The sequence below is a fragment of the Herminiimonas contaminans genome, assembly GCF_015645465.1.
GTDB lineage: Bacteria > Pseudomonadota > Gammaproteobacteria > Burkholderiales > Burkholderiaceae_D > Oxalicibacterium > Oxalicibacterium contaminans.
This window is the reverse complement of record NZ_JADOEL010000008.1, coordinates 42,881-57,406: the sequence shown is the minus strand read 5'-3', so window position 1 is coordinate 57,406 and position 14,526 is coordinate 42,881. Positions and strand designations below refer to the sequence as shown.

9 protein-coding genes and 4 tRNA genes are annotated in these 14,526 nt (G+C 51.6%); all 13 read right to left on the bottom strand.

The window, feature by feature from the left end; all coding sequences use genetic code 11:
• Positions 1-195 precede the first annotated feature (195 nt).
• Positions 196-4,440, bottom strand: coding sequence for a DNA-directed RNA polymerase subunit beta' (rpoC, locus tag IXC47_RS11215; protein WP_175624640.1), 4,245 nt, complete (start codon positions 4,438-4,440; stop codon positions 196-198).
• Positions 4,441-4,702: 262 nt separating this feature from the next.
• Positions 4,703-8,809 (bottom strand): DNA-directed RNA polymerase subunit beta, encoded by a 4,107-nt coding sequence (rpoB, locus tag IXC47_RS11210; protein WP_175624639.1) that lies wholly within the window; start codon positions 8,807-8,809, stop codon positions 4,703-4,705.
• Positions 8,810-9,074: 265 nt separating this feature from the next.
• Positions 9,075-9,452, bottom strand: coding sequence for a 50S ribosomal protein L7/L12 (rplL, locus tag IXC47_RS11205; RefSeq protein WP_124575665.1), 378 nt, complete (start codon positions 9,450-9,452; stop codon positions 9,075-9,077).
• Positions 9,453-9,547: 95 nt separating this feature from the next.
• The gene (gene rplJ, locus IXC47_RS11200) at positions 9,548-10,096 is read right to left on the bottom strand and encodes a 50S ribosomal protein L10 (RefSeq protein ID WP_175624638.1); all 549 of its coding nucleotides are present in this window, start codon (positions 10,094-10,096) and stop codon (positions 9,548-9,550) included.
• Positions 10,097-10,409: 313 nt separating this feature from the next.
• The gene (gene rplA, locus IXC47_RS11195; protein ID WP_124575663.1) at positions 10,410-11,105 is read right to left on the bottom strand and encodes a 50S ribosomal protein L1; all 696 of its coding nucleotides are present in this window, start codon (positions 11,103-11,105) and stop codon (positions 10,410-10,412) included.
• Complete coding sequence (gene rplK / locus IXC47_RS11190) at positions 11,105-11,536, bottom strand: 50S ribosomal protein L11 (protein ID WP_175624637.1); 432 nt, start codon at positions 11,534-11,536, stop codon at positions 11,105-11,107. Before rplK ends, rplA begins: the two co-directional genes overlap by 1 nt.
• A 138-nt stretch (positions 11,537-11,674) precedes the next feature.
• The gene (gene nusG, locus IXC47_RS11185) at positions 11,675-12,274 is read right to left on the bottom strand and encodes a transcription termination/antitermination protein NusG (RefSeq protein ID WP_012081262.1); all 600 of its coding nucleotides are present in this window, start codon (positions 12,272-12,274) and stop codon (positions 11,675-11,677) included.
• Positions 12,274-12,657, bottom strand: a complete 384-nt coding sequence (gene secE / locus IXC47_RS11180; RefSeq protein ID WP_175624636.1) for a preprotein translocase subunit SecE — start codon at positions 12,655-12,657, stop codon at positions 12,274-12,276. The genes nusG and secE overlap by 1 nt, the downstream gene beginning before the upstream one ends.
• 34 nt (positions 12,658-12,691) lie before the next feature.
• Positions 12,692-12,767, bottom strand: a tRNA-Trp gene (locus tag IXC47_RS11175).
• An 82-nt stretch (positions 12,768-12,849) separates the two neighbouring features.
• Positions 12,850-14,040 carry an elongation factor Tu gene (tuf, locus tag IXC47_RS11170; RefSeq protein ID WP_175624646.1) on the bottom strand — a complete coding sequence of 397 codons (1,191 nt, stop codon included), beginning with the start codon at positions 14,038-14,040 and terminating at the stop codon, positions 12,850-12,852.
• Positions 14,041-14,121: 81 nt separating this feature from the next.
• Positions 14,122-14,196, bottom strand: a tRNA-Thr gene (locus IXC47_RS11165).
• A gap of 53 nt (positions 14,197-14,249) precedes the next feature.
• Positions 14,250-14,323 (bottom strand) — tRNA-Gly (locus IXC47_RS11160).
• A gap of 61 nt (positions 14,324-14,384) precedes the next feature.
• Positions 14,385-14,470, bottom strand: a tRNA-Tyr gene (locus IXC47_RS11155).
• Positions 14,471-14,526 lie beyond the last annotated feature (56 nt).

Sequence of the window (14,526 nt, the reverse complement as noted above, 5' to 3'; positions counted from 1 at the left end):
TGATAATGATTATTATTTGATGTATTTTTGTTGATAAGGAGGAATCTGACGCTTTCTTGCAACAGCCTCGCATCCCTTGCCATTTTGCGCACTTTTTCTGGTGCTGCCGTCAGCCTGTGAAAAAGCCCGCGAATATAAAAAAACGGCACCAGGATTGCTCCTGATGCCGTTTTTGATGCTTGAAACGCGTAGTGATTAAGACGCGTCGGTATCGCTGTCCGGAACGCTGGAGATGTCAGCAAATTGCGCTTCGGCTTCTGCTGCGCGTGCAGCTTTTTCCGATTGCAACAGTGCTGCACGTTCTTCTGCTTCCCATGTGTCTTTTTCCTTGCGGGCACGGTGGAATGCCAGACCTGTACCAGCCGGGATCAGACGACCAACGATCACGTTTTCTTTCAGACCGCGCAAGCCGTCTTTTTTGCCCATGATCGCAGCTTCGGTCAGAACACGAGTTGTTTCCTGGAACGAAGCAGCCGAGATGAAGGAATCGGTCGACAGCGATGCTTTGGTAATACCCAGCAATACGTTTTCGTAGGTTGCAGGGATTTTGCCCAGAGCAATGACGCGATCGTTTTCGTCCAACAGTTCGGAACGCTCAACTTGTTCACCAACGATGTAGTTCGCATCGCCAGCATCAACCACTTGAACGCGACGCAACATTTGACGCACGATCACTTCAATGTGCTTGTCGTTGATCTTCACGCCTTGCAAACGGTACACGTCTTGAACTTCGTCAACGATGTAACGTGCCAGCGCTTCGATACCCAACAGGCGCAAGATGTCTTGTGGATCAGCTGGACCGTCAACAATCATCTCGCCTTTGTTCACAACCTGGCCGTCATGTACCAGCACTTGTTTGTCCTTGGTGATCAGGAACTCGTGCTTGTTGCCGTCCATGTCTGTGATTTCCAGACGTTGCTTACCTTTGGTTTCCTTACCGAATGCCACAGTACCTGTGACTTCAGCCAGCATACCGGCATCTTTCGGCGAACGCGCTTCGAACAACTCGGCAACACGCGGCAGACCACCGGTGATGTCACGTGTTTTCTGCGATTCGGTCGGGATACGCGCCAGTACTTCACCGACAGTAACTTGCTGACCGTCTTTCACGGTAATCAACGCACCAACCTGGAAGCCGATGGTCACTGCGTGTTCGGTACCGGCGATCTTCACTTCTTCGCCTTGTTCGTTCAACAGTTTGACCTGTGGACGTACAGTTTTGGTCACCGAACCACGACGTTTCGCATCGATAACAACCAGGGTCGACAGACCGGTCACTTCGTCGATCTGACGAGCAACGGTCGAACCTTCTTCTACGTTCTCGAATTTCACCGTACCGGTGTATTCGGTAATGATAGGACGGGTCAGCGGATCCCATGTTGCCAATGCTGCACCGGCTTTGATAACCATGCCGTCTTTGACGATCAGGGTTGCACCGTACGGTACTTTATGACGTTCACGTTCACGGCCGTAGTCATCGGTAATCAGCACTTCACCGGAACGGGAAATGACGATCTGACCGCCTTTGCCGTTGGTGACATAACGCATGGTCGCGGTGAAACGAACGGTACCGTTCGATTTAGCTTCAACCGACGATGCCACTGCGGCACGCGACGCTGCACCACCGATGTGGAAGGTACGCATGGTCAGCTGTGTACCTGGCTCACCAATCGATTGCGCTGCCACCACACCAACTGCTTCACCGGCGTTGACCAGTGTGCCGCGACCGAGGTCACGACCGTAACATTGTGCGCACAGGCCAAAGCGGGTGTCGCAAGTCAACGGTGTACGTACTTTTACTTCATCGATGCCGAGGCGTTCGATTTCTTCAACCATGTCTTCGTCCAGCAAGGTGCCAGCCGCGTACAGGGTTGCCTGTGTTTCAGGATTGACGATGTCGTTTGCAGCAACGCGACCCAGGATACGGTCACGCAATGCTTCGATCACTTCACCACCTTCAACCAGCGCTTTCATCGATGCGCCGTTCGAGGTGCCGCAGTCGTCTTCGATCACAACCAGATCTTGTGTCACGTCAACCAGACGACGTGTCAGGTAACCCGAGTTCGCTGTTTTCAGAGCGGTATCGGCCAGACCTTTACGCGCACCGTGAGTCGAGATGAAGTACTGCAAAACGTTCAGACCTTCGCGGAAGTTCGCGGTGATCGGCGTTTCAATAATGGAACCATCCGGTTTCGCCATCAGGCCACGCATACCGGCCAGCTGACGAATCTGTGCCGCGGAACCGCGCGCACCGGAGTCGGCCATCATGTAAATCGCATTGAACGATTCTTGTGTTGTTTTGGTGCCATCACGTTTGGTGACGTCTTCAACTTTGAGTTGATCCATCATGGCCTTGCCGACGTCGTCGCCTGCTTTGCCCCAGATATCAACCACTTTGTTGTAACGTTCGCCAGCAGTAACCAGACCGGACGAGTACTGCTGTTCGATTTGTTTAACTTCACTTTCAGCGGTCGCGATGATGTCAACTTTTTGCTTAGGTACCAGCATGTCGTCAACGCAGATCGAGATACCGGCACGGGTTGCCAGACGGAAGCCCGATTGCAGCAATTGATCAGCGAATACGACCGTTGCGCGCAGACCGCACTTACGGAAGGACAAGTTGATCAGACGCGAAATTTCTTTCTTTTTCAGCGCGCGGTTCAGAACTGAGAACGGCAAGCCTTTAGGCAGAATTTCGGACAGGATCGCACGACCAACCGTGGTTTCGTAGCGGGTAACTGTTTTTTCGAATTCGCCGGTTTCCACATTTTTTGGATACTCGGTGATACGAACAGTGATACGGGTCGCCAGCTCAACCATCTTGTTGTCGTAAGCACGGATGACTTCGGACACGTCCGGGAACATCATGCCTTCGCCCTTGGCGTTGATCGCTTCGCGGCTCGCGTAGTACAGACCCAACACGATATCTTGCGAAGGAACGATCGATGGTTCGCCGTTCGATGGGAACAGGATGTTGTTCGAAGCCAGCATCAAGGTGCGTGCTTCCATCTGTGCTTCGATCGACAATGGAACGTGAACCGCCATTTGATCGCCGTCAAAGTCAGCGTTAAATGCAGCACAGACCAGTGGGTGCAACTGGATCGCTTTACCTTCGATCAGGACTGGTTCAAACGCCTGGATACCCAGACGATGCAAGGTAGGCGCGCGGTTCAGCATGACCGGATGTTCACGGATCACGTCTTCCAGGATGTCCCAAACGACTGGTTCCTGGATCTCAACCAGTTTTTTAGCTGCCTTGATCGTAGTAGCCAGGCCCATCAATTCGAGCTTGTTGAAAATGAATGGCTTGAACAGTTCCAGCGCCATCAGTTTCGGCAAACCGCATTGATGCAATTTCAGTTGTGGGCCCACGACGATAACGGAACGACCCGAGTAATCGACGCGTTTGCCCAGCAAGTTTTGACGGAAACGACCGCCCTTGCCTTTGATCATTTCGGCCAGCGATTTCAGTGGACGCTTGTTAGCACCGGTCATCGCTTTGCCGCGACGGCCGTTGTCCAGCAGCGAGTCAACTGCTTCTTGCAACATACGTTTTTCGTTGCGGGTGATGATTTCCGGTGCACGGAGCTCCATCAGACGCTTCAAACGGTTGTTACGGTTGATGACGCGGCGATACAGATCGTTCAGATCGGAGGTTGCGAAGCGACCACCATCCAGCGGCACCAATGGGCGCAGTTCTGGCGGCAAGACTGGCAACACTTCCATGATCATCCAGTCAGGTTTGATACCCGAACGTTGGAACGCTTCCAGCACTTTCAGGCGCTTCGCGTATTTTTTGATCTTGGCTTCGGATTTGGAATCTTTCAATTCCTGACGCAGCATTTCAGCATCGCGATCGATGTCGATAGCGCGCAGCAATTCGCGGATACCTTCAGCGCCCATGAAAGCGGTGAAGTCATCGCCGAATTCTTCGTATTTGGCAGCGTAGTCGTCTTCCGACATGATCTGGCATTTTTTCAGCGGGGTCATGCCTGGATCGGTCACAACGTAGGCTTCGAAATACAGGACGCGTTCGATATCGCGCAGGGTCATGTCGAGCACCATACCCAGACGGGATGGCAGCGATTTCAGGAACCAGATGTGTGCGGTTGGCGATGCCAGTTCGATGTGACCCATGCGTTCACGACGCACTTTGGCCAGCGTAACTTCAACGCCGCATTTTTCGCAGATAACGCCGCGGTGTTTCAGGCGTTTGTATTTGCCGCAAAGGCATTCGTAATCTTTGATCGGGCCAAAGATTTTTGCGCAGAACAGGCCATCGCGTTCAGGCTTGAACGTACGATAGTTGATGGTTTCCGGCTTTTTAACTTCGCCGTAGGACCACGAACGGATTTTTTCAGGGGACGCCAGACCAATTTTGATCGCGTCGAATTGTTCATTTTGCTGAACTTGCTTGAATAGATCGAGCAGTGCTTTCATGTATCACTCCAGTTGGCGTGAAAAAACGCTTGATGATGAGACGGTAGTGGCGGCGCTGCTTTATACCCTGTTCGCATGGGCGGGAGAGCTGAGCCTGAAGCTATCTTCACGAGCTGAGTTCCGCGCATACCGGGACAGACGACACTACCAAAAACTGCTATTTCGTTCTTACTATTTCGCTACTACTATTTTTTACTGACTGCTTTTACTTCAAATTCCAAACAGCGAAGGGAGAAGCGACTCGCTTCTCCCCTGCTTTACATCAATCGCGTTCCAGGTCGATGTCGATACCCAGCGAGCGGATTTCCTTAACGAGAACGTTGAAGGATTCCGGCATGCCGGCGTCGATGACGTGGTCACCCTTGACGAGATTTTCGTACACTTTGGTACGGCCATTCACGTCATCGGACTTGACGGTCAACATCTCTTGCAAGACGTAGGACGCGCCGTATGCTTCCAGTGCCCAGACTTCCATCTCACCGAAGCGCTGGCCACCGAACTGAGCTTTACCGCCCAGTGGTTGCTGTGTAACCAGCGAGTAAGGACCGGTCGAACGAGCATGCATCTTGTCATCAACCAAGTGATGCAGTTTGAGGTAGTGCATGTAACCGACGGTTACTGTACGTTCAAACGCTTCACCAGTACGACCGTCATACATGGTGACCTGGTTCTTGGAAGCGGTCATGCCCAGTTGCTTCGCAATGTGATCCGGGTAAGCCAGGTCCAGCATGCGGCGGGTTTCTGCTTCGTCAGCACCGTCAAACACTGGTGTTGCGAACGGCACGCCGTTTTTCAGGTTACCAGCCAGCTCCAGGATTTCTGTATCGCTGAAGTTGTCCAGATCTTCTGTTTTGCCCGACTCGTTATAAATCGCGCCCAGGAACTTGCGCAGTTCAGCGATTTGTACTTGTGCATTCAGCATTTCGCCGATACGCAAGCCCAGACCTTTAGCAGCCCAGCCCAGGTGAACTTCCAGAACCTGACCAACGTTCATACGCGATGGAACACCCAGCGGGTTCAGCACGACGTCTGCTGGTGTACCGTCAGCCATGTGTGGCATGTCTTCGATAGGCAAGATGCGTGATACCACACCTTTGTTACCGTGACGACCCGCCATCTTGTCGCCAGGTTGCAGGCGACGTTTGACTGCCAGATACACTTTGACCATCTTCTGTACGCCTGGCGGCAATTCGTCGCCTTGCGTCAGTTTCTTACGTTTTTCTTCAAATGCCAGATCGAACTGGTGGCGTTTTTCAGCGATGGATTCTTTGATAGCTTCCAAAGCATTTGCCGATGTGTCGTCTGCAGGGCGAATATCGAACCAGTGGTATTTGTCCAGGTCGTCCAAATACTCTTTAGTGATTTTCGCGCCTTTAGCGATTTTCTTAGGACCGCCGTTGACGACTTTGCCGATCAACATTTTTTCCAGACGTTGGAATGCATCGCCTTCAACGATACGCAGCTGATCGTTCAAGTCCAAACGATAGCGTTGCAGTTCGTCGTCGATAATCTGTTGTGCACGTTTGTCGCGTGGAATACCTTCGCGCGTAAATACTTGCACGTCGATTACGGTGCCGACCATGCCGGACGGTACGCGCAACGATGTATCTTTTACGTCGGATGCTTTTTCACCGAAAATCGCACGCAGCAGTTTTTCTTCCGGTGTCAGTTGGGTTTCGCCTTTAGGCGTTACTTTACCGACCAGGGTGTCGCCAGCGGTGACTTCTGCACCGATGTAGACGATACCGGATTCATCCAGACGTGCCAGTTGGTTTTCAGCCAGATTGGAGATATCACGTGTGATCTCTTCCGCACCCAGCTTGGTGTCACGTGCCACAACCGACAACTCTTCGATGTGAATCGAGGTGTAGCGGTCATCAGCCACAACTTTTTCGGAGATCAGAATCGAATCTTCGAAGTTGTAACCGTTCCATGGCATAAACGCGACCAGCATGTTTTGACCCAGAGCCAATTCGCCCAGATCAGTCGATGCGCCGTCAGCGATGACGTCATGTTTTGCAACGCGATCGCCGACTTGCACGATAGGACGTTGGTTAATATTGGTGTTCTGGTTCGAACGGGTGTACTTGATCAGGTTGTAGATATCAACACCGACTTCACCCGCTTGTGCTTCGTCGTCATTGACGCGAATCACGACACGGCCTGCATCGATGTAATCAACGATACCGCCACGCAATGCCTGTACTGTCGTGCCCGAGTCAACTGCCACGGTGCGTTCGATACCGGTACCGACAAATGCTTTTTCTGGACGCAAGCAAGGAACTGCCTGACGTTGCATGTTGGCACCCATCAATGCGCGGTTCGCATCATCGTGTTCGAGGAACGGAATCAGCGAAGCAGCAACCGACACGACCTGGCCTGGCGCAACGTCCATGTATTGAACGCGTTCTGGCGATACCAGAATTGTTTCGCCGGCTTCACGTGCGGAAACCAATTCATCCGACAGCGCGCCTGCTTTGTCGATGGTCGCGTTCGCCTGAGCGATGATGTAACGACCTTCTTCAATAGCGGACAGGTAGTCGATCTGGTCGGTGATTTTGCTGTTCACGACTTTACGATATGGGGTTTCCAGGAAACCGTATTCGTTCAGGCGAGCATACAAAGCCAGCGAGTTGATCAGACCAATGTTCGGGCCTTCAGGTGTTTCAATCGGGCATACACGGCCGTAGTGGGTCGGATGCACGTCACGTACTTCAAAGCCAGCGCGTTCACGGGTCAAGCCGCCAGGTCCGAGAGCGGAAACGCGACGTTTGTGCGTGATTTCCGACAATGGGTTGGTTTGATCCATAAACTGCGACAACTGCGACGAACCGAAGAATTCACGGATCGCTGCCGAAATCGGCTTGGAGTTGATCAGGTCATGCGGCATCAGGTTGTCAGCTTCGGCCTGGCCGAGACGCTCTTTAACAGCGCGCTCAACACGAACCAGACCAGCACGGAATTGGTTCTCAGCCAATTCGCCGACGCAACGTACACGACGGTTACCCAAGTGATCGATATCATCGACTTCGCCGCGACCATTGCGCAACTCAACCAGGATCTTGATCACGGCCAGTACGTCGTCGTTCGACAGAGTCATGTCGCCGGTCAGCTCATCGCGACCGATACGACGGTTGAATTTCATACGGCCGACAGCCGACAGGTCGTAACGATCTGCGTTGTAGAACAAGCCGTTGAACAACGCTTCAACCGAATCTTCAGTTGGCGGTTCGCCTGGACGCATCATGCGATAGATAGCGACTTTCGCGGCCATCTGATCGGTGGTGTCATCCATACGCAGTGTTTGCGAGATGTAGCCGCCTTGATCCAGATCGTTGGTGTACAGAGTCTGGATATTGGTTACTTTACCTTCGCGCAGGCGTGCCAGCAGGTCTTCGGTCAGCTCATCGTTGGCGCTGGCAATAACTTCGCCAGTTTCTGTATCAACGATGTTTTTCGCCAGGATACGACCCAACAGGTAGTCTTCTGGTACCGAGATGTTTTTGATGCCAGCAGCTTCAACATCACGCACGTGCTTGCTGTTGATACGCTTGTCTTTTGCGACCAGTACTTTACCGGCTTTGTCTGTGATGTCGAAACGAGCAACTTCACCGCGCAGACGCTCTGCAACGAAGGCCATTTCCGCGCCATCCGAATGCAATGCGAAATCGTCGAAAACGAAGAAGTTTTCGAGGATTTGCTCCGGTGTCATGCCGATAGCTTTCAACAGGATGGTGACAGGCATCTTACGACGACGATCGACGCGGAAGAACAGGATGTCTTTCGGATCGAATTCGTAATCCAGCCATGAACCACGGTAAGGAATGATACGTGCCGAGAACAGCAATTTACCGGACGAGTGAGTCTTGCCGCGGTCATGTTCAAAGAACACGCCAGGCGAACGGTGCAGCTGGGACACGATAACGCGCTCTGTACCGTTAATCACGAAGGAACCGGTCGAAGTCATCAAAGGCAATTCGCCCATGTAAACTTCCTGTTCTTTCATTTCTTTAACGACAGGCTTGGTTGGCGATTCCTTATCCAGGATCACCAGACGAACTTTGGCACGCAGAGGTGACGCGTAGGTCAATCCACGTTGTTGGCATTCTTTAATGTTGAACGGCGGATCGCCGAGCACATACGACAAGAATTCGAGACGCGCAAAACCATTGTGCGAAACGATAGGGAAAATAGACGTGAAGGCAGATTGCAGACCTTCATTTTTGCGTTGGGACGGTATCTTGTCTTCTTGCAAAAAGCCGTGGTAAGACTCGAGCTGGGTCGCCAGCAGGAACGGAACGTTGTGAACGTTAGCGCGTTTCGCGAATGATTTGCGAATGCGCTTTTTCTCAGTAAATGAGTAGTGCATGGACACTCCGTGAGTGACAGGGAAGGATAGAGAATTCAGGATTCAGGCTGCATTGCCGAATTGCAAACATTGCACAATTCGAAACATTGAAACCTCAAGTCTCTGCCCTTTAACAACCAAATGCTGACAAGATTACATGAAACCTATCAAGTCTGCCCTTGGCCACTTAGAATCAAGAACGACAAAGGAGCCAAAGCCGAACCGCCCTTTCGGGAGGTTTCGAACTTTGACTCGGGCGCTGTAAAGTCGCGCGGGCAAATCGAGATTACTTGATCTCGGCTTTTGCGCCAGCTTCTTCCAGTTTTTTCTTAGCTGCTTCAGCGTCTGCTTTCGAAACGCCTTCTTTCAGTGGTTTTGGTGCTGCATCCACCAGATCTTTAGCTTCTTTCAAGCCCAGACCGGTGATTTCACGAACCGCTTTAATTACACCAACTTTGTTCGCGCCGAAGTCGGCCAGAACAACGGTGAATTCGGTTTGTTCTTCAGCAGCAGCGCCGCCAGCAGCACCACCGCCAGCTGCTGGAGCAGCCATTGCAGCAGCGGATACGCCGAATTTTTCTTCGAATGCTTTTACCAAGTCATTCAGTTCCAGAACTGTCAGGTTGCCTACGGCTTCCAGGATGTCGTCTTTGCTAATTGCCATTTGAAACTCCTAAATTTTTTCAATAATTACATCTGATTGGTACTGACGCGAATGCGTCGAAACAAGAGCAGTGAGCGCCGCCTGTGCGGCTACTCTTATTCTGCTGCTGCTTCGGTCGATTCGGCGGCTGGTGCTGCAGCAGCTTCAGGCGCAGCGCCTTCAGCTTTTTTAGCAGCAAGAGCAGCCAGACCACGCGTAAAGCTCGCAACCGGAACCAGCATCATGCCCAGAACTTGGGCCAGCAGGACTTCACGGCTAGGAATATTTGCCAACGCTGTAACGCCTGCTTTATCAAGCGGCTTACCTGCGTAGTTACCTGCTTTAACAACCAGTTTGTCGTTGGTTTTAGAAAAGTCACTGATGACTTTTGCTGCTGCAACGGCATCATCCGAGATCGAGTAGATCAACGGACCGGTCATTTCGGAAGCGAGGTCGGCAAATGCGGTACCTTCAACAGCGCGACGTGCCAGCGTATTTTTCAATACGCGCAAGTACACACCTTGGTCCCGCGCTTTGGCGCGCAGTTGTGTCAAGTGACCAACCTGGATGCCACGGTATTCGGCCACGACGATGGTCTGTGCCGATGCAACTTTGGCAGAGATTTCGGCGACTACGGCCTTTTTGTCATTCAGATTGAGACTCAAGATCAACCTCCAAAAATGATGTTCAGCTGATACACAATCGTCATTGATTGCTTGCCTCACATCGGTTCGAACACGGCGTCCGAAGTTAGGAGTTCATACTGGCAAGCCAGCAAAGAGACTACAAAACTTGTTCGGGTTCACCATCTGCGTTGGGTATGACATCGTTGCCGATTTCACATTTAACTTTGCACACAACTTACATGCACGCCGCCCAACGGTCTTTGATTGCCTGAACCTGTTTCTTTACTACCGAATCAGGTCCAGCCCAAAGATGCGCCCGCTGCCAAACTGGCAACGGGACTTAATTCAATACTTAAGCAGCCAGGGTCGATTGATCGACGCGTACACCTGCGCCCATGGTCGACGACAGCGAAACTTTACGCAGGTAAACACCTTTGCTGGTCGCTGGCTTAGCTTTATTCAACGCATCGATCAAAGCCAACAAGTTGGATTTGAGCGCTTCGTCGGAGAACGATTTACGACCGATGGTGGCGTGGATAATGCCAGCCTTGTCAGTACGGTATTGAACTTGACCAGCTTTTGCATTTTTAACTGCAGTCGCCACGTCAGGAGTAACAGTACCAACTTTCGGGTTAGGCATCATGCCGCGTGGGCCCAGGATTTGACCCAGGGTACCAACGATACGCATGGTGTCTGGCGATGCGATAACGATGTCGAAAGGCATGTTGCCGGCTTTGATTTGCTCAGCCAGGTCGTCCATACCAACGATATCTGCACCAGCAGCTTTCGCTTGTTCTGCTTTTTCGCCGGTTGCAAATACTGCAACGCGAACCGATTTACCGGTACCAGCTGGCAAAACAACCGAACCACGAACTACTTGGTCGGATTTCTTAGCATCAACACCCAATTGAACCGAAATATCGATCGATTCATCGAATTTTGCCGATGCGCATTCTTTGATCAAAGCAACTGCATTGTCGAACGGGTACGCTTTGGTACGGTCAACTTTTGCTTTAAATGCTTTAACGCGTTTCGATAACTTAGCCATTACAGACCCTCCACCGTGATGCCCATGGAACGTGCCGAACCAGCGATGGTGCGTACAGCAGCATCCAAGTCAGCAGCGGTCAGATCTGGGGCTTTCAATTTAGCGATTTCTTCAGCTTGTGCGCGTGTCAACTTGCCGACTTTGTCGGTATGTGGCTTCGCCGAACCTTTGGTAACGCCCGAATGTTTCTTGATCAGGTACGTTGCTGGCGGGGTTTTCATCACGAAAGTGAATGATTTGTCCGCAAACGCTGTAATTACAACCGGAATTGGCATACCTGGCTCAACACCTTGAGTCTGCGCGTTGAACGCTTTGCAGAATTCCATGATGTTCAGACCACGTTGACCCAGAGCAGGTCCGATTGGTGGGGATGGGTTTGCTTTACCAGCTGGCACTTGCAGCTTGATAAAACCAATGATTTTCTTTGCCATGATGGCTCCTACATTGATTGAGTGGTAGCGCCTGTTCACTTACCTTGCGGCTTATTACTTGGGCTCCTCTTTTTACTGCTTCCGGATTTTTGGAGCTGAACGCTCCAGACGCTCCGGCCTGCGTTAATACTTATAGGATCAGACTTTTTCGACTTGACCGAATTCCAGCTCTACCGGGGTAGCGCGGCCAAAAATCGTGACTGAAACACGAACCTTGGATTTCTCGTAGTTGACTTCTTCGACGTTGCCGTTGAAATCGGTGAACGGACCATCCTTGATACGTACCAGCTCGCCCACTTCGTACAGCACTTTTGGACGTGGCTTTTCGACGCCATCCTGCATTTGCTGCATGATTTTGTCGACTTCGTGCGGCGGGATCGGGGTAGGCTTGTTCGACTTGCCACCGATAAAGCCGGTCACTTTGTTGGTGTTCTTAACCAGATGCCATGTTTCGTCGGTCATTTCCATTTCGACGAGAACGTAGCCTGGGAAGAAGCGGCGCTCACTAACCGATTTGTGACCATTCTTTACTTCGATCACTTCTTCGGTAGGCACCAGAATCTGCCCAAATTTATCTTCCATGCCGGCACGTGCTGCGCGTTCTATCAACGCACGTTGCACGCTCTTTTCCATACCGGAATAGGCGTGCACGACGTACCAACGTTTTTTACTTGTGGAAGCTGCTGCAGCGGCGCCTTGAGCACCGCCTTGCGCGTCATCCTGAATATTGTCGCTCATTATCTTTTCCAGCCCAAAATCAGGTCGTACAGCACAACTTCGAGTAACTTATCCGTACCCCACAGGAAAAGCGCCATAACCAACACAAAACCGAAAACGATTGCAGTCATTTGCAATGCTTCTTTACGTGTTGGCCAAACTACTTTCTTGGTTTCGCGAACTGCTTCTTTAGAGAAATTGAGGAAATCGCGACCTGCCGCGGAAGTCCACGCAATCGCAATTGCCACCAACAAACCACCAACCAATGCAGCGGCGCGGACAGCCGTCGCTTTATCCGACAAAAAATAGAATCCGACTACGCCCGCGATTGCGGCAAGTATTGCCAAAACGATCTTGATTTTATCGCCTGACGCGCCAACAGTTTCTACGGGTTGATTAGCCATACACTTTACTTTCGATGCCCTGCACCTGAATCGGTGGCAGGGGCGGAGGGCCTCGAACCCCCAACCTTCGGTTTTGGAGACCGACACTCTGCCAATTGAGCTACGCCCCTACGGTTTTTGCACTACCTGCACTGCCACTACCTGAACCACTTGCGGCGATCTCAACATCGAGATCGCCGCAGCATTCATTTATTACTCAATAATTTTGGCTACAACACCTGCGCCAACGGTACGACCACCTTCGCGGATCGCGAAACGCAGACCTTCTTCCATCGCGATTGGGTTGATCAACATCACTGTGATCGACACGTTATCGCCTGGCATAACCATTTCTTTGTCTTTCGGCAACTCGATCGAACCAGTTACGTCAGTTGTACGGAAGTAGAACTGTGGACGATAGTTGTTGAAGAATGGGGTGTGACGGCCGCCTTCATCTTTCGACAGAACGTAGATTTCGCCTGTGAAATGTTTGTGCGGTTTGATCGAACCTGGTTTTGCCAGAACTTGACCACGTTCCACGTCTTCACGCTTGGTACCGCGCAGCAATACACCAACGTTGTCACCAGCTTGACCTTGATCCAGCAATTTGCGGAACATTTCAACACCGGTACAGGTGGTTTTTTGGGTATCACGGATACCAACGATTTCGATCTCTTCGCCGACTTTGATGATGCCGCGTTCTACACGACCGGTAACGACTGTACCGCGACCCGAGATCGAGAATACGTCTTCTACTGGCAACAGGAATGCGCCGTCAACTGCGCGTTCTGGTGTTGGGATGTAGGTGTCGAGTGCGTTGGCCAGTGCCAGGATCGCTTGTTCGCCCAATGGACCGGTGTCGCCTTCCAGCGCCAGTTTTGCCGAACCTTTAACGATAGGCAAGTCGTCGCCTGGGAATTCGTATTTGGAGAGGAGCTCACGCACTTCCATTTCAACCAGTTCCAGCAGTTCTGCATCATCAACCATGTCTGCCTTGTTCAGGAACACGATGATGTATGGAACACCAACTTGACGCGACAACAGGATGTGTTCGCGAGTTTGTGGCATTGGGCCGTCTGCTGCGGAGCAAACCAGGATCGCGCCGTCCATTTGTGCTGCGCCGGTGATCATGTTTTTAACATAGTCGGCGTGGCCTGGGCAGTCTACGTGTGCGTAGTGGCGGGCTTCGGTTTCGTATTCAACGTGCGAGGTGTTGATCGTGATACCGCGTGCTTTTTCTTCTGGCGCGTTATCGATTTGATCGTAGCCTTTTGCTTCGCCACCGAATTTTTTCGACAATACAGTCGCGATCGCAGCTGTCAACGTGGTTTTACCATGATCGACGTGACCAATTGTGCCCACATTCACGTGCGGCTTGGTCCGCTCGAATTTGCCTTTTGCCATCTTAGACTCCTAACAATTTTGATGAGAATGTTCAGGCACACGCCCGACCGACTTACCGATAAAAATGAACTACAGAATTCTTGGTGCCCTTTACGTGGATTGAACACGTGGCCTCTCCCTTACCAAGGGAGTGCTCTACCACTGAGCTAAAAGGGCAAACTAGCCGTCCGGTACCAACACTGCTGCGGCACGTCCAACCTTTAAAAACTTGGAGCGGGTGAAGGGAATCGAACCCTCGTCATAAGCTTGGAAGGCTTCAGCTCTACCATTGAGCTACACCCGCGAGGGTCACCACTACACATCTCTTTTTTGTACTGCTTTACTGATTTTTACTGCTAAAAACTTGGTGGAGGGGGCTGGATTCGAACCAGCGTACTCGTAAGAGGGCAGATTTACAGTCTGCTGCCATTAACCACTCGGCCACCCCTCCGCGGGGAACCCCAAACTATATGGGAGTCGGTCACCCTTGTCAACAATTTGCTACGT